This window comes from Micromonospora sp. DT227, assembly GCF_049841835.1.
Taxonomy (GTDB): Bacteria; Actinomycetota; Actinomycetes; order Mycobacteriales; family Micromonosporaceae; genus Micromonospora.
In genome coordinates this window covers 772,065-794,358 of record NZ_JBNCLA010000001.1, presented here as the reverse complement: position 1 = coordinate 794,358, position 22,294 = coordinate 772,065, and the positions used below count along the sequence as shown (strand labels likewise).

The 22,294-nt window shown below is 72.4% G+C and carries 21 protein-coding genes and 1 pseudogene; 4 read left to right on the top strand and 18 right to left on the bottom strand.

Features of this window, described 5'->3' with window-relative positions; all coding sequences use genetic code 11:
* Positions 1–172: 172 nt before the first annotated feature.
* The 15 genes and pseudogenes from nuoE to paaA form a co-directional block, all read right to left on the bottom strand.
* A pseudogene (nuoE, locus tag ACLQ2W_RS03920) lies at positions 173–1,057 on the bottom strand (NADH-quinone oxidoreductase subunit NuoE); the annotation flags it as partial.
* Positions 1,054–2,379: an NADH-quinone oxidoreductase subunit D gene (locus ACLQ2W_RS03915; RefSeq protein ID WP_425785247.1), complete on the bottom strand. Its 1,326-nt coding sequence runs from the start codon at positions 2,377–2,379 to the stop codon at positions 1,054–1,056. The gene ACLQ2W_RS03915 and the pseudogene nuoE, both read right to left, overlap by 4 nt.
* Positions 2,376–3,113: an NADH-quinone oxidoreductase subunit C gene (locus ACLQ2W_RS03910; RefSeq protein ID WP_425785246.1), complete on the bottom strand. Its 738-nt coding sequence runs from the start codon at positions 3,111–3,113 to the stop codon at positions 2,376–2,378. The genes ACLQ2W_RS03915 and ACLQ2W_RS03910 overlap by 4 nt, the downstream gene beginning before the upstream one ends.
* Positions 3,110–3,787 (bottom strand): NuoB/complex I 20 kDa subunit family protein, encoded by a 678-nt coding sequence (locus tag ACLQ2W_RS03905; protein WP_091062855.1) that lies wholly within the window; start codon positions 3,785–3,787, stop codon positions 3,110–3,112. Before ACLQ2W_RS03905 ends, ACLQ2W_RS03910 begins: the two co-directional genes overlap by 4 nt.
* An 11-nt stretch (positions 3,788–3,798) precedes the next feature.
* The gene (locus ACLQ2W_RS03900; protein ID WP_089154551.1) at positions 3,799–4,164 is read right to left on the bottom strand and encodes an NADH-quinone oxidoreductase subunit A; all 366 of its coding nucleotides are present in this window, start codon (positions 4,162–4,164) and stop codon (positions 3,799–3,801) included.
* A 132-nt stretch (positions 4,165–4,296) separates the two neighbouring features.
* Entirely contained in the window at positions 4,297–5,571 is a 1,275-nt protein-coding gene (locus tag ACLQ2W_RS03895; protein ID WP_425785245.1) for a geranylgeranyl reductase family protein, read from the bottom strand.
* A gap of 134 nt (positions 5,572–5,705) precedes the next feature.
* A complete protein-coding gene (locus ACLQ2W_RS03890; protein ID WP_396772119.1) occupies positions 5,706–5,927 on the bottom strand; it encodes a hypothetical protein in 222 nt (73 codons plus the stop codon).
* Between the two features lie 74 nt (positions 5,928–6,001).
* On the bottom strand, positions 6,002–6,712 hold the full coding sequence (locus ACLQ2W_RS03885; protein WP_405092059.1) for a demethylmenaquinone methyltransferase: 711 nt from the start codon (positions 6,710–6,712) through the stop codon (positions 6,002–6,004).
* Between the two features lie 90 nt (positions 6,713–6,802).
* A complete protein-coding gene (locus ACLQ2W_RS03880) occupies positions 6,803–8,056 on the bottom strand; it encodes a cell wall anchor protein (RefSeq protein ID WP_425785244.1) in 1,254 nt (417 codons plus the stop codon).
* A 424-nt stretch (positions 8,057–8,480) separates the two neighbouring features.
* Complete coding sequence (mqnC, locus tag ACLQ2W_RS03875) at positions 8,481–9,671, bottom strand: cyclic dehypoxanthinyl futalosine synthase (RefSeq protein ID WP_425785243.1); 1,191 nt, start codon at positions 9,669–9,671, stop codon at positions 8,481–8,483.
* Between the two features lie 295 nt (positions 9,672–9,966).
* Positions 9,967–11,088 carry a 1,2-phenylacetyl-CoA epoxidase subunit PaaE gene (gene paaE / locus ACLQ2W_RS03870; protein ID WP_425785242.1) on the bottom strand — a complete coding sequence of 374 codons (1,122 nt, stop codon included), beginning with the start codon at positions 11,086–11,088 and terminating at the stop codon, positions 9,967–9,969.
* On the bottom strand, positions 11,085–11,561 hold the full coding sequence (paaD, locus tag ACLQ2W_RS03865; protein ID WP_425785241.1) for a 1,2-phenylacetyl-CoA epoxidase subunit PaaD: 477 nt from the start codon (positions 11,559–11,561) through the stop codon (positions 11,085–11,087). The genes paaE and paaD overlap by 4 nt, the downstream gene beginning before the upstream one ends.
* Positions 11,558–12,283: a 1,2-phenylacetyl-CoA epoxidase subunit PaaC gene (gene paaC / locus ACLQ2W_RS03860; protein WP_405092053.1), complete on the bottom strand. Its 726-nt coding sequence runs from the start codon at positions 12,281–12,283 to the stop codon at positions 11,558–11,560. Before paaC ends, paaD begins: the two co-directional genes overlap by 4 nt.
* Positions 12,280–12,567, bottom strand: coding sequence for a 1,2-phenylacetyl-CoA epoxidase subunit PaaB (gene paaB, locus ACLQ2W_RS03855; protein WP_405092052.1), 288 nt, complete (start codon positions 12,565–12,567; stop codon positions 12,280–12,282). The genes paaC and paaB overlap by 4 nt, the downstream gene beginning before the upstream one ends.
* Positions 12,564–13,631, bottom strand: coding sequence for a 1,2-phenylacetyl-CoA epoxidase subunit PaaA (gene paaA, locus ACLQ2W_RS03850; protein ID WP_425785240.1), 1,068 nt, complete (start codon positions 13,629–13,631; stop codon positions 12,564–12,566). The genes paaB and paaA overlap by 4 nt, the downstream gene beginning before the upstream one ends.
* A gap of 369 nt (positions 13,632–14,000) precedes the next feature.
* Here paaA and ACLQ2W_RS03845 point away from each other — a divergent pair, with 369 nt between their 5' ends.
* Together ACLQ2W_RS03845 and ACLQ2W_RS03840 are read left to right on the top strand one after the other, a co-directional pair.
* The gene (locus ACLQ2W_RS03845; RefSeq protein ID WP_425785239.1) at positions 14,001–14,993 is read left to right on the top strand and encodes a hypothetical protein; all 993 of its coding nucleotides are present in this window, start codon (positions 14,001–14,003) and stop codon (positions 14,991–14,993) included.
* Complete coding sequence (locus ACLQ2W_RS03840; protein WP_425785238.1) at positions 14,993–15,928, top strand: hypothetical protein; 936 nt, start codon at positions 14,993–14,995, stop codon at positions 15,926–15,928. Before ACLQ2W_RS03845 ends, ACLQ2W_RS03840 begins: the two co-directional genes overlap by 1 nt.
* A 33-nt stretch (positions 15,929–15,961) precedes the next feature.
* Here ACLQ2W_RS03840 and ACLQ2W_RS03835 read toward each other — a convergent pair whose 3' ends face one another.
* The 3 genes from ACLQ2W_RS03835 to ACLQ2W_RS03825 are packed head-to-tail and all read right to left on the bottom strand — an operon-like array spanning position 15,962 to position 18,711.
* Complete coding sequence (locus ACLQ2W_RS03835) at positions 15,962–16,813, bottom strand: menaquinone biosynthetic enzyme MqnA/MqnD family protein (RefSeq protein ID WP_425785237.1); 852 nt, start codon at positions 16,811–16,813, stop codon at positions 15,962–15,964.
* Positions 16,738–18,087, bottom strand: a complete 1,350-nt coding sequence (locus ACLQ2W_RS03830; RefSeq protein WP_425785236.1) for an MFS transporter — start codon at positions 18,085–18,087, stop codon at positions 16,738–16,740. The genes ACLQ2W_RS03835 and ACLQ2W_RS03830 overlap by 76 nt, the downstream gene beginning before the upstream one ends.
* 42 nt (positions 18,088–18,129) lie before the next feature.
* Positions 18,130–18,711: an ArsR/SmtB family transcription factor gene (locus tag ACLQ2W_RS03825; protein ID WP_425785235.1), complete on the bottom strand. Its 582-nt coding sequence runs from the start codon at positions 18,709–18,711 to the stop codon at positions 18,130–18,132.
* Positions 18,712–19,249: 538 nt separating this feature from the next.
* On the opposite strand from ACLQ2W_RS03825, the gene ACLQ2W_RS03820 reads away from it, so the two are divergent.
* Positions 19,250–21,322, top strand: coding sequence for a HelD family protein (locus tag ACLQ2W_RS03820; RefSeq protein ID WP_425785234.1), 2,073 nt, complete (start codon positions 19,250–19,252; stop codon positions 21,320–21,322).
* Positions 21,323–21,406: 84 nt separating this feature from the next.
* The gene (locus tag ACLQ2W_RS03815; protein WP_405092046.1) at positions 21,407–22,294 is read left to right on the top strand and encodes an ABC transporter ATP-binding protein; all 888 of its coding nucleotides are present in this window, start codon (positions 21,407–21,409) and stop codon (positions 22,292–22,294) included.

Below are 22,294 nucleotides of genomic sequence, written 5' to 3'. Positions count from 1 at the left end.
GGTTCGCCGCCGCGCCGGCCGCCTCCGCCGCCCGCGCGTCGCGGGGCGCCGGGGCCGGGCCGTCCGTCGGGACCTTGGTGCCGGGCGCGTCCGCGACCGGGGTCCGCGCGTCCGGCTGCCGGGTCTCGGCGGTACGCACCTGCGGCGACTTGTCGTCCGGCGCCTTCACGTCCGGCGCGGTGCTGCCGCTGGCCGCCTCCGGCGTCGCCGGCTCGGCCGCGCCCGCGTTGCCCGGGGTGTCGGTCCTGGCCGGCTCCGCCGCCTTGGCCGTGGCGTCGGCCTTGGCCGGCGCGGGTGCCTTGGCCGGCGCGGGGGCCGGCTTCTCGGCCTCGGCCTTCGCCTTCGCCTCGGCGGCGGCCCGGTCGGCCTCGGCCTTGCTACGGATCGGCGTCCTCGGGTCGAAGCCCGGCACCGAGATGCCGTGCTGCTCGGCCAGACGCAGGCCGCGCAGGCTCGGCTCGCCCGGCCCGCCGTCGGCCACCGCGCCGTCCCGCTCGTCGGCGAAGCCGGCGAGCTGGACCGCCATCTCCTTGAGCGTGCAGAGCCGCGCGCCCCGGGTCGGCATCGGACGGCCGCCGGCCTGCAACTCCTGCACCACGCCGAGCGCGCCCTGCGGCTCCACGTTGTCGAAGAAGTCGTAGTTGACGGTCATCACCGGGCCGTAGTCGCACGCCGCCAGGCACTCGGCGTGCTCCAGGGTGATCTTCCCGTCGGCGGTGGTCTCCTCGTGCCCGACGCCCAGGTGCTCGGCGAGCGTGTCGTAGACCACCTGGCCGCCCAGCACGTCGCACATCGTGTTGGTGCAGACGCTGACCAGGTAGTCACCGGTCGGCTTGCGCTTGTACATGGTGTAGAAGGTGGCGACGGCGCCGACCTGGGCCTTGTTCAGCCCGAGCACCTCGGCGCAGAACTCGACGCCGGCCGGGGAGACGTACCCCTCCTCGGACTGCACCAGGTGCAGCAGCGGCAGCAGCGCCGAACGGGACCGGTCCGCCGGGTACCGGGCGATGATCTCCCGCGCCCGCAGCCGGGTCTCCTCAGTGAACGTCGTACTCATCTGTCACAACCACCCATCACGGGGTCCAGCGAGGCGCCACCGGCGATCACGTCGGCGATCAGGCCGCCCTCGGCCATCGCCGGGAGGGCCTGGAGGTTGACGAAGCTCGGCTCCCGGTAGTGCACCCGGTAGGGCCGGGTGCCGCCGTCGGAGACCGCGTGCACGCCCAGCTCGCCGCGGGGCGACTCGATGCCGACGTAGACCTGGCCGGGCGGGACCCGGAAGCCCTCGGTGACGAGCTTGAAGTGGTGGATCAGCGACTCCATCGACTGACCCATGATCTTGGCGACGTGCTCCAGCGAGTTGCCCATGCCGTCGACGCCGATGGCGAGCTGCGCCGGCCAGGCGATCTTCTTGTCGGAGACCATCACCGGACCCGGCTTCAACCGGTCCAGCGCCTGCTCGACCAGCTTCAGCGACTCCCGGATCTCCGCCAGCCGGACCAGGTAGCGGCCCCACACGTCGCCGTCGGTGTGGGTCGGCACGTCGAACTCGTACGTCTCGTACCCGCAGTACGGCATGGTCTTGCGCAGGTCCCAGGCGAGCCCCGCCGAGCGGAGCACCGGGCCGGTGATGCCGAGCGCCACGCAGGCGGTCACGTCGAGCACCGCGACGTTCGTGGTGCGCTCGATCCAGATCGGCTGCCCGGAGAGCAGGTTCTCGTACTCCTTGAGCTTCTTCGGCATCAGCACCAGGAAGTCGCGGATCTTGCGGATCGCGTCGTCCGGCACGTCCTGCGCCACGCCGCCCGGCCGCACGTACGCGTGGTTCATCCGCAGGCCGGTGATGGTCTCGAAGATGTCGAGGATGTACTCCCGCTCGCGGAAGCCGTACAACATCATGTTGATCGCGCCCAGCTCCATGCCGGTGGTGGCCAGCCAGACCAGGTGCGAGGAGATCCGGTTCAGCTCCATCATCAGCACCCGGATGGTGGTGGCCCGCTCGGTCACGTCGTCCGTGACGCCGAGCAGCTTCTCCACCGCGAGCGCGTACGCCGTCTCGTTGAAGATCGGCGAGAGGTAGTCCATCCGGGTCACGAACGTCGAGCCCTGGACCCAGTTGCGGTACTCCAGGTTCTTCTCGATGCCGGTGTGCAGGTAGCCGATGACGGAGCGGGCCTCGCGGACCGTCTCGCCCTCCAGCTCCAGGATCAGCCGGAGCACGCCGTGCGTGGACGGGTGCTGCGGACCCATGTTGACGACGATCCGCTCGTCGTTGATCGGGTCGGTGCCGGAGACGACCTGGTCCCAGTCTCCACCGGTGACGGTGAAGACCTTGCCCTCGGTGGTCTCGCGCTCGGTCGCGTAGTTCGACGTGGTCACTGGTAGGACCTCCTACGGTCCGGCGGGGGAATTTCCGCACCCTTGTACTCGACGGGTATGCCGCCGAGCGGGTAGTCCTTGCGCTGCGGGTGCCCCTCCCAGTCGTCCGGCATCAGGATCCGGGTCAGGTTGGGGTGGCCGTCGAAGACGATGCCGAACATGTCGTACGTCTCCCGCTCCTGCCAGTCGGCGGTCGGGTAGACGGCGGTGACGCTCGGCAGGTGCGGCTCCTCGACGGAGACCGCGGCCTCCAGCCGGACCTGCCGCCGGTAGGTCATCGAGGTGAGCTGGTAGACCACGTGCAGCCGGCGCGCGTCGGCGCCCAGGTAGTCCACCCCGGACACCGAGGAGAGCAGCTCGAAGCGCAGCGACAGGTCGTCGCGCATCACCTGGCAGACCTCGGCGATCCGCTCCGGGCGGACGTGCAGGGTCAGCTCGCCCCGGTCGACGACGACCTTCTCGATCGCGTCACCGAAGGCCGGGTACGCCTCCTCCAGCGCGTCCCGCACCTCGTCGAAGTAGCTCCCGTACGGGCGGGTGGCCTCCTCGATCGGCTTGCGCTGGCGGACCAGGCCGCCGTAGCCGGAGACGTCACCGGTGCCCTGGTTGCCGAACATGCCCCGCCCGGCCGGGCTGGCCGGCGGGTACTCCGCCGGCGCGGTGCTGCTGGCCCCGGCGGGAGTGGTCGGCACCGGGACCCCGCCGTCGTTGTTCCTGTCGTTCGGCGAGGTCATTTCGGGCCTCCCTGCGTCTGGAGGTGGTTCTGCGCCTTCATCCAGTTCTCGATCCGCAACTGCTCCTCGCGCCCCTCGCGGACCGCCTTCGTCCACTCGGCACGCCGGGCCTTGTCGTTGCGGTACGACGACGGCATCGAGCCGTACGGCACGACGGGGACGTCACCGCGCTCCTTGCGGGCCTCCAGCATCTTGCGGCCGTTCGGGCCCAGCGGCTCGTACATGATCTTCTCGCGCAGCTTGAGCACCGCGTCGATGAGCATCTCCGGCCGGGGCGGGCAGCCCGGGAGGTACATGTCGACCGGGACGACGTGGTCGACGCCCTGCACGATGGCGTAGTTGTTGAACATGCCGCCGCTGCTGGCGCAGACGCCCATCGAGATGACCCAGCGGGGCTCGGCCATCTGGTCGTAGATCTGCCGCAGCACCGGGGCCATCTTCTGGCTGACCCGGCCGGCCACGATCATCAGGTCCGCCTGCCGGGGCGAGGCGCGGAAGACCTCCATGCCCCACCGGCCCATGTCGTAGTGCGGGCCACCGGCGGCCATCATCTCGATGGCGCAGCAGGCCAGACCGAAGGTGGCGCCCCAGACGGACGACTTCCGCGACCAGTTCACCAGCTTCTCGACGCTGGTGAGCAGGACGCCGGAGGGAAGCTTCTCCTCGATGCCCATCTGCTACCTCCTCAGTCCCAGTCCAGCCCGCCGCGCCGCCAGACGTAGGCGTAGGCGACGAAGACCGCGACGATGAACATGACCATCTCCACGAAGCCGAAGATCGGCAGGGCGTCGAAGGAGACCGCCCAGGGGTAGAGGAAGATGATCTCGATGTCGAAGACGATGAAGAGCATCGCCGTCAGGTAGAACTTGATCGGGAACCGGCCGCCGCCGACCGGCTGCGGGCTCGGCTCGATGCCACACTCGTACGCCTCGAGCTTGGCCTTGTTCAGACGCCGGGGGCCGGCGAATCGGGCAGCGGCCACGGAGAACAGCGCGAACCCCGCGGCGAGGGCGAACAGCCCGATGATGGGTGCATAAGGAGAGAGCGTCATCGTTGTCCCCTGCTCGTCCTTCCCTGACCTCGGTGGTTGGCCAAAATCACACTATTCACGTCCCTGACGACAGCGGTCGGCGGGGGTCGATCTCTCCGCTCCGTGGTCGGTCGACCGCGGGCCGGTGGTCTCTTACACGGCCGGGGCCACCTTCGTCATGGCGTTGATGACCCGGTCCATCGCGTCCCCGCCGCGCGGGTCGGTCAGGTTCGCCAGCAGTTTCAGCACGAAGCGCATCAACATCGGGTGCGGCATGCCGTGCTTGGTGGCCATCCGCATCACCTCGGGCCGACCGATCAGCTTCACGAAGATCCCGCCGAGCCGGTAGTAGCCGCCGAAGCGGGCCTTCAGCTCCTGCGGGTACGCCATCAGCGCCCGTTCCCGCTCCGCGCCGGCCGGCCGGGCCAGCGCCTGCACGGCGACCTCCGCGGCCAGCTCACCGGACTCCATCGCGTACGCGATGCCCTCGCCGTTGAACGGGTTGACCATGCCGCCGGAGTCGCCGACCAGCAGCACGCCGCGGCTGTAGTGCGGGACCCGGTTGAAGCCCATCGGCAGCGCGGCGCCGAGGATCGGCCCGTCCGCGTTGGCCTCGTCGGTCATCCCCCAGTCCTCCGGGGTGTTGGCCAACCAGTCGGTGAGCAGCCGGCGGTAGTTCGTCTTGCCGAACGCCGTGGAGGAGTTGAGCACGCCGAGGCCGACGTTCACCCGGCCGTCGCCGAGGCCGAAGATCCAGCCGTAGCCGGGCAGCAACGCGTCGTTGCCCTTGGCGCGCAGCTCCAGCCAGGACTCCAGGTAGTCGTCGTCGTGCTTGGCGGGCGAGCGGTAGTAGCGACGGACCGCCACCCCGATCGGCCGGTCCTCCCGCTTGGCCATGCCGAGCGCGAGCGGGAACCGGCCGGAGACGCCGTCCGCGGCGACCACCAGCGGCGCGTGGAAGGTGGCCGGCTCCTTGTCGGGGCCGACCTCGGCCTGCACGCCGGTCACCCGGTCGTCGGCGTCGAGCACCGGGGCGAGGACGTTGACGCCGGTGCGCAGCTTCGCGCCGGCGGCGACGGCCCGCTGGGCGAGCAGGTCGTCGAAGTCGAGCCGGGTCCGGACCAGGCCGTAGTTGGGGAAACTGGCCAGGTCGGGCCAGTCCAGCTCCAGGCGTACCCCGCCGCCGATCACCCGCAGGCCCTTGTTGTGCAGCCAGCCGGCCTCGGGAGAGGTGTCCACACCCATCCGGACGAGCTGCCGCACGGCGCGGGGCGTGAGCCCGTCACCGCAGACCTTCTCCCGGGGGAACTCCGTCTTCTCCAGCAGCAGCACGCGTACGCCGTGCCGCGCCAGGTGGTATGCCGTGGCCGATCCTCCGGGACCGGCGCCCACGACGATGACGTCGGCGTCGTTCTCCACCGCGGTCATCCGCGCCTCCTCCCGCATGCTCGTGAAATGCTTCACAAGCCGATCGGGTTGGAGTCTATGACCGGCGTTACACCTGTATGCGCTGAGGGGGGCCTAACTTCCGCAGAAACCCGCGGTGAGCGCGCGGAGATCGGTCACGGGCGGGCCGGCGCGGCCGGTCCCAACCCGGCGTCGAGCCGGATCGTCTCGGGCAGGTGGTCACGCAGCGCGCCCCCGGCCGCGCGGTCCAGCGCCGCCAGCACCTCGGCGACCACCTGACGGACCTCGGTGGGATCCGCGCCGGCCAGCTCCTTGAGCTGGGCGATCAGTTCGGCGGCGTCGTCGTCGGTGGCGGCGGCGTGGTCGGGTCCCGTCATGGGCGCGAGCCTACGGCGGGAATCAGGCTCAAGCCGGACATTCACGAAATGCCCCGCCGAGGGGCCGGGGGCGATCAGTTCCGGACGGCCCGGTGCAGCGCGACGACGCCGCCGGTCAGGTTCCGCCACGCCACCCGACCCCAGCCGGCCGCGCCGACGCGCGCCGCCAGCGCCGCCTGGTCCGGCCAGGCCCGGATCGACTCGGCGAGATAGACGTAGGCGTCGGGGTTGCTGGAGACCGCGCGCGCCACCGTCGGCAACGACCGCATCAGGTACGACAGGTAGACCGTGCGGAACGCCGGGTTGACCGGGGTGGAGAACTCGCAGACCACCAGCCGACCGCCCGGCCGGGTCACCCGGGCCAGCTCGCGCAGGGCGGCGTCGGTGTCGTTCACGTTGCGCAGCGCGAAGGAGATGGTCACCGCGTCGAAGCTGGCGTCCGCGAACGGCAGCCGCAGCGCGTCGCCGGCCAGCAACGGCACCGCCGGGCGGGTCCGCTTGCCGGCGTGCAGCATGCCCAACGACAGGTCCGCGCCGACCGCGTACGCCCCGGAGTGGGCCAGCTCCTCGGTCGAGACGCCGGTGCCGGCGCCCACGTCCAGCACCCGCTCGCCGGGGCGCAGCCCGAGCGCCGCCCGGGTGGCCCGCCGCCAGGACCGGTCCTGCCCGAAGGAGAGCACGGTGTTGGTCAGGTCGTAGCGGGCCGCCACGCCGTCGAACATGGCGGCGACCTCGTGCGGCTGCTTCTCCAGGCTGGCGCGTCGGCCCTGCGGGGTACGGCTCACCCCTCCACTCTGCCAGCCGCACCGACCCGGGTACGGCGCGGGGGCGAGGTGGTCGCCCACCCCGCCCCCGCCGTGTCCGGAGCGTCCGGCTCAGTCCCCGGTGCGCTCGTCGGTCGGGGCGACCAGGACCACCTTGCGGCGGCGGGACAGCACCATCAGCGCCGCGCCGGCGGCGAGCACCAGCGCGCCGATGCCGCCGATCAGGCCGACCTGCATACCGGTCACCGGCAGGCCGCCGTCACCGGAGCCACCGCCGCTGCCGCCACCCGTGGTCGGGGTCGGGACCGCGGTCGCGCCGCCGCTCGGGGTCGGCTCGGCGGTCGGGGTGCCGGTCGGCGTCGGGGTCGGGGTCGGCTGCCCGTTCGGGTCCACGAAGACGTCGAACTGGGCGGTGTTGTCGACGTCGTCGACCTCGGAGAAGGCGCGGCGCTGCGCCGAGCTGGCGACGCGCGGCTCCTCCTCCGGCTCGCCGGATGCGGAGTCCAGGCCGGCGGCGAAGACGAAGCCGGGCCGGAGCAGCTTCTCGGTCACGTCCGCGCCGACCTTCACCCGCACGCCGGCGGTGTAGAACTGGCCCGGCTCCAGCACCGCGCCCCGGTCCTCGCAGTACGCCTGCGCGAAGCCGCCCAGGTCCTGCTCGACGCAGCCCTCGGGCAGCTCGGCGAAGGTGACGCCGGCCGGCAGCGTGATGCCGTACGCGACGCCGGTGGCCTTCCGGCTGCCGTCGTTGAAGACAGCCCAGTCCAGCGGCGCGGTCTCGCCCGGCCGGACCGGACGCAGGTTCGCCTCGCCGGCATCGTCGCCGTCGACCTGCACGTCGGCGTACACGTCCTGCACCCAGGTGGTGAGGTCGTAGCCGGGGGCGGTCACGGTGATGTCGTGCTCGACCGAGTTGTTCTCCAGGTCGGGGTCGGCGGTGGCCGCGCTGATGGAGACCTTCAGCGTGCCGGCCGCACCCTTGCCGCCGGTGGAGAACAGCGGGATGCCGAAGTCCTCGGTGGTGCCCGCGGCGAGGTCGCCGAGCAGGCAGGTGAAAGAGGTGCCGGTCACCTCGCAGCCCTCCGGGACCAGCACGCCGACCTTGCGGTCCTTCAGGCCCTTCGTCTCCACCGTGACCCGGACGCCCTTCGCGTCGACGGCGCCGGTGGTGTTGTCCACCTGAAACTTGAACGGCTTGGCCCGGGCCTCGTCGACGCCCTTGGCGAGCTGGTAGCTGAGCGGGACGAGCTGAAGGTCGGCCTCGTCGGCGGCGTGCGCCGGACCGGCGACGGCGGCGAGGCCGGCGGTGGAGAACAGCGCCACCACACCGGCACGCGCCAGTGTGGATCGGTATCGGAAAGTCATGGTTCCCCCGGGGGTAGGGACGTGCCGATCAGGCACGGAACGAACGGACGGTACCGGAGCGACGCGGCGCGGCGCCAGCGTCCCACGGGTGGGAATTGCCACCGTCCCCGACCGACAGCAGGGGCGGGATGGTCACCCATCCCGCCCCTGGCCGCGGTGCGTTATGTGAACGGCCCTCATGGGCCGATGGAGGACGACGGTCCACCGAACGCCGCCAGCGTAGCCGCGAGGACGACCAGCGTGGCCACGCTCGCCCGGGTCGCCGCCGACCTGTTACCTGGCAGCTCGCGGCCCGGATGGGCGGTGTCGAGCGGGGACGTTAGCGGCTCCCGATCAGGCCCGTCGAGGGCCACGCCGAAGCTCCACCGGAAACGTGACGACACCCGGCCGCACGACGCCCCCGACCGACCGAACGGTGGACCGGTCAGCTCGCCTCCACCAGCGGCAACGACTTCCCGACGCCGCCGCCCGGCAGCGCGATCGAGGAGAAGTGCGAGACCACGCGGTCGTCGCTCGGGTCGTCCGCGGGCGTGTGGTGCACCGCGAGCCGGCGGTAGAGCGTGTCCCGCTGGGCCGGGATCCGGTCCGCCGACCGGATCATGCCGATCAGCTCGTGCAGGTTGGACCGGTGCCGGGCGCCGGCCGAGGAGATGACGTTCTCCTCCAGCATGATCGAGCCCAGGTCGTCCACACCCATGTGCAGCGCGAGCTGCCCGACGTCCTTGCCCGTGGTCAGCCAGGAGGCCTGGAGGTGCGGCACCGTCTCGAAGAAGAGCCGGGCCACCGCGACCAGGCGCAGGTATTCCAGTGCGGTGGCCTGGGTGCGGCCCTTCAGGTGGTTGTTCTCCGGCTGGTACGTCCACGGGATGAAGGCCCGGAAGCCGCCGGTGCGGTCCTGCACGTCCCGGATCATCCGCAGGTGCTCGATGCGCTCCGCGTTGGTCTCGCCGGTGCCCATCATCATGGTCGCGGTCGACTCCAGGCCCTGCCGGTGCGCCAGCTCCATCACCTCGAGCCAACGCGCGCCCGACTCCTTCAGCGGCGCGATCGCCTTACGCGGCCGGTCCGGCAGCATCTCGGCGCCGGCGCCGGCGATCGAGTCCAGGCCGGCCGCCTTGATCCGGGCGATGGCCTCGTCCAGGCTCACGCCGGAGACCTTCGCCATGTGCAGGATCTCGCTCGGGCCGATCGAGTGGATGGCGAGCTGCGGGTAGGCCCGCTTGACCGAGGAGAACAGCTCCTCGTAGTAGTCCACGCCGTAGTCCGGGTGGTGGCCGCCCTGGAGCATGACCTGGGTGGCGCCCAGCTCGACCGCCTCGCCGCAGCGGCGCAGGATCTCCTCGGTCGGGTGGGTCCAGCCCTCGGCGTGCTTGGGGGCCCGGTAGAACGCGCAGAACTTGCACGCCGTCACGCAGACGTTCGTGTAGTTGATGTTGCGGTCGATCAGGTAGGTGACGATGTTGTCCGGGTACCGGCGCCGCCGTACCGCGTCGGCCGCTTCGCCCAGCGCGTGGAAGGGCGCCTCGGTGTAGAGCAGCAGCGCCTCCTCGGGCGTGATCCGCCCGCCGTCCGCGCCGCGCTGCAGGATGTCGTCGATCTCCCGGTTCGCCGTCACATCCCCGAGGGTACGCCGGCCGGTCGCCCAGGCCCGCGAGGGTGCGCCGGCACCGGCCCGGCCGGGGTTCTTTCGAATCGCGCCAGGTCGTGTCGGACAGCTCAGGGAGGACGACTGGGATCACCAGCCGGCGTATCTCGACGAGGTATGGCATGAACCGGAGGCCAGCAGCATGCACTAATGAAAGCGATATACCTGTGAGTCATTTTTATGACACACAGGTATATCGCTCCGACGTGATGGTTCCTTCCTCCTGGTCACGGTCGGTGACCTCGGAATGACGACTCGGACCGGTCTACGCGTCGTAGTCGACCGTCAGTTGCTCGGTCACCGGGCTGGACTGGCAGGTCAGGACGTAGCCGGCGGCCACCTCGTCCGGCTCCAGCGCATAGTTGCGGGCCATCGTCACCTCACCGGAGGTGACCCGGGCCCGGCAGGTCGAGCAGACCCCGCCCTTGCACGCGTACGGCAACTCGCCCCGCACCCGCAGCGCGGCGTCCAGCACCCGCTCGTCCCGGCGCATGGTGAAACTCGACGAGCGCCCGTCCAGCACGATCGTCACCTCGGCGCCCGCGCCCGGCTGCTCGACCGGGCGGCGCACCGGCTCCGGCGGGGCGTCCACGTGGAACAGCTCGGTGTGCACCGACGCGTCGGGCACGCCGCGCCCGGCCAGCACCGCCTTGGCGTCCACCACCATGCCGTACGGGCCGCAGAGGAACCACTCCTCGATCTGGTCGCCCGGCACCACGGTGTCCAGCAGCCGGGTCAGCCGGTCCGCGTCGACCCGCCCGGACAGCAGCGCCGACTCGCCCATCTCGCGGCTGAGCACGTGCACCAGGTGCAGCCGCGTCGGGTAGCGGTCCTTCAGGTCGGCCAGCTCCTCGGCGAACATCACCGTGTTCGCCGTGCGGTTGCCGTACACCAGGGTGAAGGTGCTGGCCGGTTCGACGGCCAGCGCGGTCGCGACCAGGCCGAGCACCGGCGTGATGCCGGAACCGGCGACCACCGCGCCGTACCGGCGGACCCGGTCCGGCGCGAACGCGGAGGTGAAGTGGCCGAGCGGCGGCAGCACCTCGACGGTGTCGCCGCCCCGCAGCGCGCCGCAGGCGTACCCGGAGAACGCGCCGCCCGGGACCTCGCGCACCCCGATCCGCAACCGGCCGTGCCGGGCCAGCTCGTCCGGGGTGGAACAGATCGAGTACGACCGCCGCGCCTCCGCGGACTCCGGGTCGTCGGCGACGGCCGGGCGGCGGACCGTGAGGTGCTGGCCGGCGGAGAACGCGAACGTCTCCCGCAGCTCCACCGGCACCGCGAAGGTGATCGACACGGAGTCGTCGGTGAGCCGGTCGACGGCGGCGACCGGCAGCGGGTGGAAGACCGGCCGGCGGCGGACCGGCCGGGTGATGGTGACAGTCACAGCGCCTTCAGGTGGTCGAAGGGTTCGGCACAGGAGCGGCAGCGCCACAGCGCCTTGCAGGCGGTGGAGCCGAACCGGCTGACCTGCGTGGTCTCCGGTGATCCGCAGCGCGGGCAGCGGACTGCCAGGGTCAGCGGCACCACCGTGTCGTCGCCGCGCGGGGCGGGCGGGGCGATGCCGGCGGCGGCCAGTTTCGCCCGGCCGGCGTCGGAGATCCAGTCGGTGGACCAGGCCGGCGCGTAGACGGTGCGGACCTCGGCGTCCGGATGCCCGGCGGCGGCGAGCGCGCGGCTGATGTCCGCGCGGATCACGTCCATCGCCGGGCAGCCGGTGTAGGTGGGGGTGATGGTGACGACGACCCGGCCGGTGGCCGGCTCCTCCTCGACCGCGCGCAGGATGCCCAGCTCGTCGATGGTGATGACCCGGATCTCCGGGTCCACCACCGCCGCCACGGCCGCCCTGGGGTCGGTCACCAGCGCGCTCCGGGGTGGGCCCGGTGCAGCACCTGCATCTCGGCCAGCAGGTAGGACAGGTGCTCGGTGTGCACGCCGTCCCGGCCCCCGCCGGGCGTCCAGCGCGTCTCCGGCCGGGTCAGCGTGGCCTCGTCCAGCACCGCGGCCACGGTGGCGTCGAAGTCGGCCCGCAGCGTGGCCGGGTCGACCGGCGCCGCCGGGTCGCTGGTGAACAGCTCGTGGACGTACGGCCAGACCTGGTCGACCGCGTCCTGCATGCGACGGTGCGACTCGTCGGTGCCGTCACCGAGCCGCTTCACCCAGAGCGAGGCGTGGTCCAGGTGGTACGCCGACTCCTTGCGCGCCTTCGCGCCGACCGCGGCCAGCCGGTCGTCGCCGCAGCCGGCCAGCGCGGTGTAGAGCGGAAGCTGCCAGGCGGCCAGGAAGAACAGCTTCGCCATGGTCACGCCGAAGTCGCCGTTGGGCAGCTCGACCAGCAGGCAGTTGCGGAACTCCCGGTCGTCGCGCAGGTAGGCCAGGTCGTCCTCGTCCCGGCCGGCGCCCTCCAGCTCGCCCGCGTAGGTGAGCAGCAGCCGGGCCGCGCCCAACTGGTCGAGGGCGATGTTGGCCAGCGCGATGTCCTCTTCCATCTCCGGCGCGCGGGTGGTCCACTCGCCGAGCCGCTGCGCCGCGACGAGCGCGTCGTCGCCGAGGGCGAGCGTGAAGTCGAAGACGCCGCTCACAGGTGGGCCACCCCGTCCGGCACCTCGTAGAACGTCGGGTGGCGGTAGACCTTGTCGGCCGCCGGGTCGAAGAACGCGTCCTTCTCGTCCGGGCTGGACGCGGTGATCGCGCCGGCCGGCACCACCCAGATCGAGACGCCCTCCTGCCGGCGGGTGTAGAGGTCGCGGGCGTTGCGCAGCGCCAACTCGGCGTCGGGGGCGTGCAGGCTGCCGACGTGGGTGTGCGACAGGCCGCGCCGGGCCCGCACGAACACCTCCCACAGGGGCGAGGACTGACTACTCATGCCGCCACCGGTTCCTTCCGCTCCACCCGCTTCGCGGCGTACGCCGCGGCGGCCTCCCGTACCCACGCGCCGTCGGCGTGGGCCCGCTGCCGGTGCGCCATCCGCTCCCGGTTGCACGGCCCGTCGCCCTTGATGACCCGCATCAGCTCGGCGTAGTCGGGCTGGGTGTAGTCGTACGCCTGCCGCTCGTCGTTCCAGCGCAGGCCCGGGTCGGGGATGGTCAGGCCGAGCACCTCAGCCTGGCCGACGCACATGTCGACGAAGCGCTGGCGCAGCTCGTCGTTGGAGAAGCGCTTGATCTTCCAGGCCATGGACTGCGCGCTGTGCGTGGAGTCGCCGTCCGGCGGGCCGAACATCGCCAGCGACGGGTACCACCAGCGGTCCAGCGCGTCCTGGGCCATCGCCTTCTGGGCTTCGGTGCCGTGTGCCAGCGTGTGCAGGATCTCGTAGCCCTGACGCTGGTGGAACGACTCCTCCTTGCAGACCCGGATCATGGCGCGGGCGTACGGGCCGTAGGAGCAGCGGCACAGCGGCACCTGGTTGACGATCGCCGCGCCGTCCACCAGCCAGCCGATGGCGCCCACGTCGGCCCAGGTCAGCGTCGGGTAGTTGAAGATCGAGCTGTACTTCTGCCGGCCGTCGAGCAGCAGCTCCACCAGCTCGTCACGGCTGATGCCGAGCGTCTCGGCCGCCGCGTACAGGTAGAGCCCGTGGCCGGCCTCGTCCTGCACCTTGGCCAGCAGGATGGCCTTGCGCTTGAGCGAGGGGGCCCGGCTGATCCAGTTCCCCTCCGGCTGCATGCCGATGATCTCGGAGTGGGCGTGCTGGGCGATCTGCCGGATCAGCGTCTTCCGGTACGCCTCGGGCATCCAGTCCCGGGGTTCGATCTTCTGGTCGGCGTCGATCACGTCGGCGAAGTACGCCTCGAAATCCTCGTCCGGCCCGGGGCCGCCCCGGCGGGCCCGCGCCGCGGCCTCGCGCAGCGCCGCCTCCGCGGCTTCCACCTCGCCGAGCAGGCCGCCGCCCGGAGCGTCCTCGGGCGGGGCGAAGTCGTTGCCATACATGAGGCCAGTGTTACAGCTCGCGACGCATGACACCAGAGGGTGTAACAGGATTCCGCAATCACCTCCGGTGGCCACGCGGAAGCCGAAGGTGGTCACCCCTGAGCTGGGAAAACGTTTGTGACGTCGACCACTTGCCGGAAACGAAACCCCCCAGGAGCCGCATATCTGCTCAATATCCCGCCCACCCGGCGAGTCGCCGGGTGTCGGGATCTGGCGGAATGCCAGTCCGGAAGTAGACTTCCCCCGGCACACCGATCGGCTGCCGTTGATCGCCACCTTTCAGGCCACCGTCCCCCGGCCTCGTGGTCATCGCGCCGAACACATGCGGAAGCCGGTCCCCCCGGCCATACATCTGGAGTTCACCCACTCATGCGACCTCGCGTGACCATGGTGCTCGCCGTCGTGGCAGTGCTCGTCGGCGGCGGCATGCTGGTGCCCGCCGCGTACGCCCAGCTCTCCGGCGGAGACGGCCCGAGCAGCCTCGGCGGCTTCGGCGGCGGCACCGAGCAGGTGCCGGCGCCCGCCCCGAGCGCGCCCCCGTCCCCGACACTCGCCGACGCCCCGGTCTCGGTGGATTTCCGAGGCGACTTCTTCTCCTGGGCACTGATGGACCGCACCACCGGCACCGTCACCGGCGCGAAGAACATGAACCGGACCAGCTCCACCGAGTCGATGCTCAAGACCTGGATCGTCTCCGACTACCTGCGCCAACTCGGCGACAAGGAGCCCTCCGCCGAGCTCAAGAAGGCGGCGAGCGTGGCCATCCGGGACAGCAACGACGACGGGGCGAACCGGGTCTACCGGGCGGCCGGCGGTTCCTACCAGAAGCAACCGGGCAACAAGCTGAACCCGGTGCTCCAGCGGGCCGTCAAGATCTGCGGCCTGACCGACACCAGGGCCGGCACCGTGCCCGCGTACCTGGGTTGGTGGAGCTTCACCGAGATGTCCCCCCGGGACGCGGTCCGGCTCGGCGACTGCATCGCCGACGGCAAGGCCGCCGGGCCGAAGTGGACGAAGTGGGTCATGAACGAGATGGCCAACGTCCGGGGCAGCATCAAGAGCCAGCAGGAGAAGTCCGGCGGCGGCAAGTGGGGCATCATCGACGGCCTGCCCGCCTCGATCAAGGCCCAGGGTCCGGTGAGCATCAAGAACGGCTGGACCCGGCTCGCCTACGACGGCAACTGGCACGTCAACTGCCTGGCGGTCACCGACAAGTGGAGCCTCGCGGTGATGATGCGCTATCCGGGCGCCGTCGGCCTGTGGTACGGGTCGAAGCTCTGTGCGAGCGTCGCCACGCAGCTCGTCACCCCGCAGCCCGGCGCCGCGCTCAAGGTGCCGCAGCAGCCGATCGGGAAGCTCTGATGGCGGGCGCCCGGCGACGGCCCGGCAGTCACCGCCGCCCGCTGGCGTTCAGCGCGGTGGCGGTTGCCCTGGTCGGCCTGCTGGTCCTCTCGCTCCGGCTGGTCCCCGGCTCACCACTGCGGCCGACCGCCGCCACGCACCCCGACGTGGCGGGTGAGCGGTCCACCACGCAGCCCACCGACCGTAACGACCGGCCGGCGCCGGCCCCGTCGCCGTCGCTGGAGCCGCTGCCGTTCCAGGCCAGGAACCTCGACGACCTCGACCTCAAGGGCTGGTACGCCTGGTCCGTGCTGGACAAGCGGACCGGCCGGATCATCGGCTCGAAGAACATGGGCGAGACCAGCACCACCGCATCCCTGATCAAGTCCTGGGTGGTCGCCGACTATCTGCGCCGCAGCGCCGAGGCGGGAAAGACCCCGAGCGACGCCAAACTCGACGACGCCACGCGGATCATCCGCGACAGCGACAACACCCGCGCCCAGGAGTTCTACGAGAGCGTGGGCAGCGCCGCCTCGATCAAGCGGCTGATCTCGATCTGCAAGCTGACCGACAGCAAGGTCGCCGCCGACGGCGGCTGGAGCCGGACGCTGCTGTCCCCGCGGGACACCGCCCGGCTCGGCCTCTGCATCGACGACGGCCGGGCGGCCGGGCCGAAGTGGACCACGTGGCTGCTCAACGAGATGCGCCTGGTGCGCGGCTCCGGCGACTTCGGCATCCGCAAGGCGTTCCCGGCCGCCGAGCAGAAGAAGATCGCCATCAAGAACGGCTGGATCGACCGGCAGAAGGAACAGGAGTACCACGTCAACTGCCTGGCGATCGGCGACACCTGGACGATGGGCGTGATGGTCAAGAGCCCGTTCAGCGTCGGCGGGTGGGACTACGGCATGAAGGCGTGCGAGCAGATCACCGAGGCGCTGCTGCGCGAGCCGACCTGATCCCGGCGCGGCGGCGCTGACCGCCGCCCCCGGTCAGCGGTGGAAGAACTCCGGGCCGCCCGGCGGCAGCGCCGGCACCTCCCCGTACGCGGCGGCGCGGCGGGCGAACTCGCGCAGCCCGGCCACCTGCCGCTCGCCCAGCGAGAAGTCGAGCGTGCGGAAGTAGGTCGCCAGCGTCGCCGCGTCGAACGGCTCCCAGCGGGCCGCCGCCTCGGCCACCTGGTCCAGCTCGGCCAGGCAGAGGTCACGCGAGCGCAGGAACGCCTCGTGCACCTCCTTGACCAGCCCCGGGTGGGCGGCGGCGAAGTCGCGGCGGACCGCCCAGACGGCGAACACCATCGGCATTCCGGTCCACTCGTGCCACGCCTGCCCGAGGTCGGTCACCGCGAGGCCCTTGCCGGGCGCCTCGTAGAGCGCGCGCAGCGCCACGTCGCCGATCAGCACGCCGGCGTCGGCCTCCAGCAGCATCTGGGTCAGGTCGGGCGGGCAGCGGAAGTACTCCGGACGCACCCCGTACCGCTCGGCGAGCAGCACCTGGGCCAGCAGCACCCCGGTACGCGAGGTGGAGCCCAGCGCCACCTTGCCGCCGTCCAGCTCGGTCAGCGGCCGGGTGGAGACCACGTTGACCGAGAGCACCGGGCCGTCGCTGCCGACCGCCAGGTCGGGCAGGAGCAGCAGCTCGTCGGCGTGCTTCAGGAACTCCACGAGCGTGATCGGGCCGATGTCGAGGTCGCCACGGACCAGGTCGGCGCTCAGCCGGTCCGGTGAGTCCTTGTGCAGGTCGACGTCGAGCAGCGCGCCGGACCGCATCAGCCCCCAGTAGATCGGGAGGCAGTTGAGGAACTGGATGTGCCCCACCCGGGGGCGGGCGATGCGGTCGGCCATGACCCGACCGTATCCCCGCCCGCGGCTCCCCGCCCCGCAGGGAGCCCCGGGAGTGGCCCATCCCGCACGACGGTGCGTTCGGCGCGTACCGCGCGGCGGACCGGCCCGGCCAGCGCCGCCACGACCAGCAGGCCGACCACCCCGCAGCCGACGACCAGCGGCCGGGGGTCGGCCACCGCCAGCAGCAGGCCGCCCACCAGGTAGCCGCCCATCGCGGCGCCCTGCACCGCCGCCCCGAAGACCGCGAACGCCCGCCCCCGGGCCGCCTCCGGCACCCGCCGGGCCAGCAGCAGGTTGTTGAAGACGTTGTCGCCGCCGTTGGCGGTGCCCCCCACCAGCCAGATCGGCACGAGCAGCCACGCCGTCGGCACCGCCGCCGAGACGAGCACCGCCAGGCAGCAGCCGCCGAGCAGCACCAGCCCGGCCCCGAGCAGCGCGCCGTCGTCCGCGAGCCGGCGGGCCACCCGGGCGAACAGCCAGGCGCCGAGCACGATGCCGGCCGTCCAGGCACCGGTGACCAGGCCGTACACGGTGGTGGAGCTGTTCAGCGTCTCGCGGATGAAGAAGACCTCGATCACGTTGATCGCCCCCACCGCGCCGACCACCGCGGCCACGCTGCCGACCATGACCAGCAGCATCGGGTCGCGACGCAGTCGCCAGGCGGGCGTGGCCACGGCGACGCCGGCCGCCGCCGTGGCCCGGCCACCCCGTCGGGTACGGATGAGCAGCGCGGCCACCACCAGCGCGAGGTAGCTGACCGCGTCCACGAGCAGCGGCACCCGGGTGCCGTACTGCCCGACGAGCAGCCCGGCCAGCGCGGGTCCGGCGAGCGCGCCCAGGGTGCCGGCGGTCTGGTTGAGCGCGCCGGCCCGGGGCAGGTCCTCGGCCCGGACCATGACCGGCACCAGCGCGGCGAGCACCGGCTGGGTGACCGCGAGCCCGGTCGCCAGCAGCGCCACCAGCGCGAGGACCAGGGCCGGCGTCGTCGCGTACGCCAGCGCCGCGCAGATCGCGGACTGGGCCAGGCCGGCGACGACCAGCAGGGTCCGGCTGTCCACCCGGTCGGCGAGGCGCCCGGTCAGCGGGGCGAGCGCGACGAGCGGCAGCGTCGCGGCGAGCAGCAGCCCGGAGACGGCGAGGCCGCCCGCGCCGGCGGACTGGAGCGCGAGCGTCAGCGCGGTGGCCGCGAGGAAGTCCCCGCAGCTGGAGACGCCTCGGGCGGTGGCGGCGAGCCAGACGTCCGGCCAGCGCGAGGAGCCAGTTGTGAAGGACATACTTCGAAAATAATCCTTCACAACTGGCGCGCGCAACCCACCTCAGTCGATGGGCATCGCCCGGTACTGCACCGCCACCTTGCGTGCCCCCGCCGGCGGATCGGTCCGGCTCCGCTGCCGGTACGGCGACGTCAGCGCCCGGACCGCCTCGTTCAGCTCGGCCAACTCCTCGGCGGTCACCAGCAGCACGCTGTCACTGAACCAGGTCGCCTCGTACCATTCGCGCGGCTCGTCCGGCGCACGGCGCATCCAGTCCCGGACCCGCTGCGCGTCCCGGACCAGGTGCGCCTCGACCAGCGCCGCCTCGGCGGCGCGCGTCTCCGGGTCGGCGTCCAGCCCGGCCTCGACCGAGTACGACGGATTCACCGCCTGCCACACCCGCTCCCGCGCGTCACCCCGGCCGGCCGCCTCGCGGACCAGGCCGAACTTCGCCAACTCCCGCAGGTGGTAGCTGGTGGCGCTCGGCGACAGGCCGGCGACGCCGGCGCACTCGGTGGCGGTCGCGCCGCCCTCCACCGCGCTGAGATGTTCGATGATCGCCATGCGGGCCGGGTGGGCGAGCGCCCGCATCACCTGCGGGTCGCTGATCGTCACCCGGTGCTGTTCGGGACGCGCCTCGGTCATGCCCCCATGATCCCGCGCCGCCCGCCCTCGGGCCCGCGCGGCGCCCCGCCGTCCCCCAGTCCTCCCACGCCGACGGCTCCGACGAACCAGATCGATTACTCACGGCAACGAAGACAGCGGCACAAGGCACCCCCACCGGACGCCTTTGCTCTGCAGCCACGGAAGCAGCACGCACGCAGGGTGACCGAAACGCCGAGGCGGCATCTCGAAGGCTGGGGCATCATGCCTGCTCAAGATGGTGATGCCTCGATGGCTGCAGAGCAAAGGGGCTGCGGGGTCATCAGCCCCGCCCGAACGACTGAACACGCTCAGCGACAACCCGAATGACTACCATCAGCAACAGTGAAGCGCCGCAGCCGCAGTCGTCCCCGGCCTCGGCGCCCGGGGCGGGGCGCGGGTCGACCCGTAATTCCGTATAGTGGATGACCGCCCGACGGCCGCGGTGAGCATGCACCGCAGCGGACGTCCCCGCGCCGGGAGCAGGCCAACCACCCCCGGACACGCGAGCGAGCATTATGTTGAGCCCCAGGAGTTCACAGTGCCCGCACCGGAACTGACCGCCACCACCCCGCTCGACGACGAACTCGTCGCCGAACGGGCCCACCTGGACACCTCCCGCGCCGCGCTGCGCCGGATGCGGGAGCGCGCCGAGTCACTGTTCGCCACCGGCGACAAGGTGGCCGGCGACGCGTACACCGCCGAGCAACTCGGCCGGCACATGGCCCGGCGGGTCAAGGAGCTGGCCGACGATCCGACCACCCCGCTCTTCTTCGGCCGGCTGGACTTCGGCGGGCACGCCGACAGCCCGCCCAGCGGGGAGACGGACCCGGACCACGCCGGGCGGAACTACCACGTCGGGCGGCGTCACGTCACCGACGAGCGGGGCGAGCCGCTGGTGCTCGACTGGCGGGCCCCGGTGTCCCGATCGTTCTACCGGGCCAGCGCCCGCGACCCGCAGGGCGTCGCGGTGCGCCGCCGGTTCGGGTTCAGCGCCGGCGCGCTGACCAGCTTCGAGGACGAACACCTGGACCGGGGCGAGGAACTCGGCACGGCCAGCCGCATCCTCACCGCCGAGATCGAACGCCCCCGCGTCGGCCCGATGCGGGACATCGTCGCCACCATCCAGCCCGAGCAGGACGAGCTGGTCCGGGCCGACCTGGCCGACTCGATCTGCGTGCAGGGCGCGCCGGGCACCGGGAAGACCGCGGTCGGGCTGCACCGCGCCGCGTACCTGCTCTACCTGCACCGGGAACGGCTGCGCCGCTCGGGTGTGCTGATCGTCGGGCCGAACCGGGCGTTCCTGTCGTACATCGCGGCGGTGCTGCCGGCGCTCGGGGAGGTCGAGGTCGAGCAGGCCACCGTCGAGGACCTGGTCGCCCGCGTGCCGGTCCGCGCGGTCGACGACCCGGCCGCCGCCGCGCTCAAGCACGACATCCGGATGGCCGAGGTGCTGCGTCGCGCCGTCGACGCCCACATCGGTACGCCCACCGAGCCGATCATGGTCTCGGACGGCTCGTACCGCTGGCGGATCGGGCTCGACCCGCTGCACCGCCTGGTCACCGAGACGCGGCAGGAGGGGCTGCCCTACGCCACCGGCCGGGAACGGGTCCGGGCCCGGGTGGTGGGGCTGCTGCAACGCCAGGCCGAGGCCCGCCGCGCCGAGTCGCCCTCCGACGCCTGGCTGCGCCGGATGAGCCGGAGCAAGCCGGTCACCGACCTGCTCGACGCGGTCTGGCCGGCGCTCACCCCGGACGGGCTGCTGCACCGGCTGCGGACCGACACCGGAGCGCTCGCCGCCGCCGCCGACGGGCTGCTCAGCGCCGACGAGCAGGAGCTGTTCCGCGCCGGCAAGGTCGGACGCACCGCGAAGGCGACCCGGTGGACCGCCGCCGACGCGGTCCTCCTCGACGAGGTCGCCGGGCTGCTGGAGCGACCCGCCGGGTTCGGTCACGTGGTGGTCGACGAGGCGCAGGACCTCTCGCCGATGCAGTGCCGGGCCATCGCCCGCCGCAGCGAACACGGCTCCATCACGCTCCTCGGCGACCTGGCCCAGGGCACCGCGCCCTGGGCCGCGACCGACTGGCGGGAGTCCCTGACCCACCTGGGCAAGCCGGACGCCGCGGTGGTGCCGCTGAGCGTCGGCTTCCGGGTGCCGGCCGCCGTGGTGGCGTTCGCGAACCGGCTGCTGCCCGCGCTCGCCGTCGACGTACCCCCGGCCCGGTCGCTGCGCCACGACGGGGCGCTCGATGTGCGTACCGTCGAGGATCTGACGGCCGCGACGGTGGCCGAGGTGCGGGCGGCGCTGGCGCACGACGGCTCGGTCGGCGTGATCGCCGCCAACGACACGGTGGACCGGCTCCGCGCGGCGCTCGACGCCGCCGGCGTCGAGACCGCGACCGCCGACGACGTCGCGGCCGCGGCGCGCGTCACCGTCGTCCCGGCGAGCCTGGTCAAGGGCCTGGAGTACGACCACGTGGTGGTCGTCGAGCCGGCCGCGATCGTGGCCGCCGAGCCGCGCGGCCTGCACCGCCTCTACGTGGTGCTGACCCGGGCGGTCTCCGGGCTGGCGGTGCTGCACCGCGCCCCGCTGCCCGCCCCGCTGGCCGGCTGACGGAACCGGTGGCCCCCGGGCGGAGCGACTGGCGGACACCCGGTACACAGGGGAGGCACCGTCCCCCCGCCCGAGGAGCCCGCGATGATCCTGGCCCGCGCCGAACAGGTCAGCCGCCGCTACGGCGAGGTGCTGGCGCTGGACCGGGTCGACCTGACCGTCCGGGCCGGGGAGCTGGTCGGCCTGCTCGGCCCGAACGGCGCCGGCAAGAGCACCCTGATCAACCTGCTGGTGGGGCTGCGCCGCCCGACCGCCGGCCGGGTCGAGCTGCTCGGCGGTGACCCGCGCGACCCGGCGAGCCGGCGACAGCTCGGGGTGACCCCGCAGGAGACCGGCCTGCCCGGCACGCTGCGGGTCGGCGAGGTGGTCGACTTCGTCTCCGCGCACTTCCCCGACCCGGTGCCCCGGGGTGAGCTGCTCGACCGGTTCGGCCTCGCCGACCAGGCGCGGCGGCAGACCGGTGGCCTCTCCGGCGGGCAACGCCGGCGGCTGGCCGTGGCGCTGGCGTTCGTCGGCCGGCCCCGGCTGGTGGTGCTGGACGAGCCCACCACCGGGCTCGACGTGGAAGCGCGGCACGCGCTCTGGGACGCGATCCGCGGCTTCCACGCCGACGGCGGCACGGTGCTGCTGAGCAGCCACTACCTGGAGGAGGTGGAGGCGCTCGCCCAGCGGGTGGTGGTGATCGGCCACGGGCGGGTGCTCGCCGACGACTCGGTGGCGGCGATCCGGGGCATCGTCGGCGTACGCCGGGTCAGCCTGGTCGCCGACGACCTGCCGGCGCTGCCCGGGGTGGTCGCCACCGAACGCGTCGACGGGCGGGTCCACCTGCTCACCACCGACGCCGACCAGCTCGTCCGCGACCTGGTCACCGCCGGCGTGGCGTTCCGCGACCTGGAGGTCCGCCCCACCTCGCTGGAGGAGGCGTTCCTCGCCATCACGGCCGACGCCCGGCCCGCGCCCACCCCCGCCTAG

Coding starts and splice junctions, on each gene's coding strand:
- ACLQ2W_RS03910 (WP_425785246.1), bottom strand. CDS start 3,113: ATGACCTCGCCGAACGACAGGAACAACGACGGCGGGGTCCCGGTGCCG.
- ACLQ2W_RS03905 (WP_091062855.1), bottom strand. CDS start 3,787: ATGGGCATCGAGGAGAAGCTTCCCTCCGGCGTCCTGCTCACCAGCGTC.
- ACLQ2W_RS03900 (WP_089154551.1), bottom strand. CDS start 4,164: ATGACGCTCTCTCCTTATGCACCCATCATCGGGCTGTTCGCCCTCGCC.
- ACLQ2W_RS03895 (WP_425785245.1), bottom strand. CDS start 5,571: ATGACCGCGGTGGAGAACGACGCCGACGTCATCGTCGTGGGCGCCGGT.
- ACLQ2W_RS03890 (WP_396772119.1), bottom strand. CDS start 5,927: ATGACGGGACCCGACCACGCCGCCGCCACCGACGACGACGCCGCCGAA.
- ACLQ2W_RS03880 (WP_425785244.1), bottom strand. CDS start 8,056: ATGACTTTCCGATACCGATCCACACTGGCGCGTGCCGGTGTGGTGGCG.
- paaB (WP_405092052.1), bottom strand. CDS start 12,567: ATGAGTAGTCAGTCCTCGCCCCTGTGGGAGGTGTTCGTGCGGGCCCGG.
- paaA (WP_425785240.1), bottom strand. CDS start 13,631: ATGTATGGCAACGACTTCGCCCCGCCCGAGGACGCTCCGGGCGGCGGC.
- ACLQ2W_RS03845 (WP_425785239.1), top strand. CDS start 14,001: ATGCGACCTCGCGTGACCATGGTGCTCGCCGTCGTGGCAGTGCTCGTC.
- ACLQ2W_RS03840 (WP_425785238.1), top strand. CDS start 14,993: ATGGCGGGCGCCCGGCGACGGCCCGGCAGTCACCGCCGCCCGCTGGCG.
- ACLQ2W_RS03835 (WP_425785237.1), bottom strand. CDS start 16,813: ATGGCCGACCGCATCGCCCGCCCCCGGGTGGGGCACATCCAGTTCCTC.
- ACLQ2W_RS03830 (WP_425785236.1), bottom strand. CDS start 18,087: ATGTCCTTCACAACTGGCTCCTCGCGCTGGCCGGACGTCTGGCTCGCC.
- ACLQ2W_RS03825 (WP_425785235.1), bottom strand. CDS start 18,711: ATGACCGAGGCGCGTCCCGAACAGCACCGGGTGACGATCAGCGACCCG.
- ACLQ2W_RS03815 (WP_405092046.1), top strand. CDS start 21,407: ATGATCCTGGCCCGCGCCGAACAGGTCAGCCGCCGCTACGGCGAGGTG.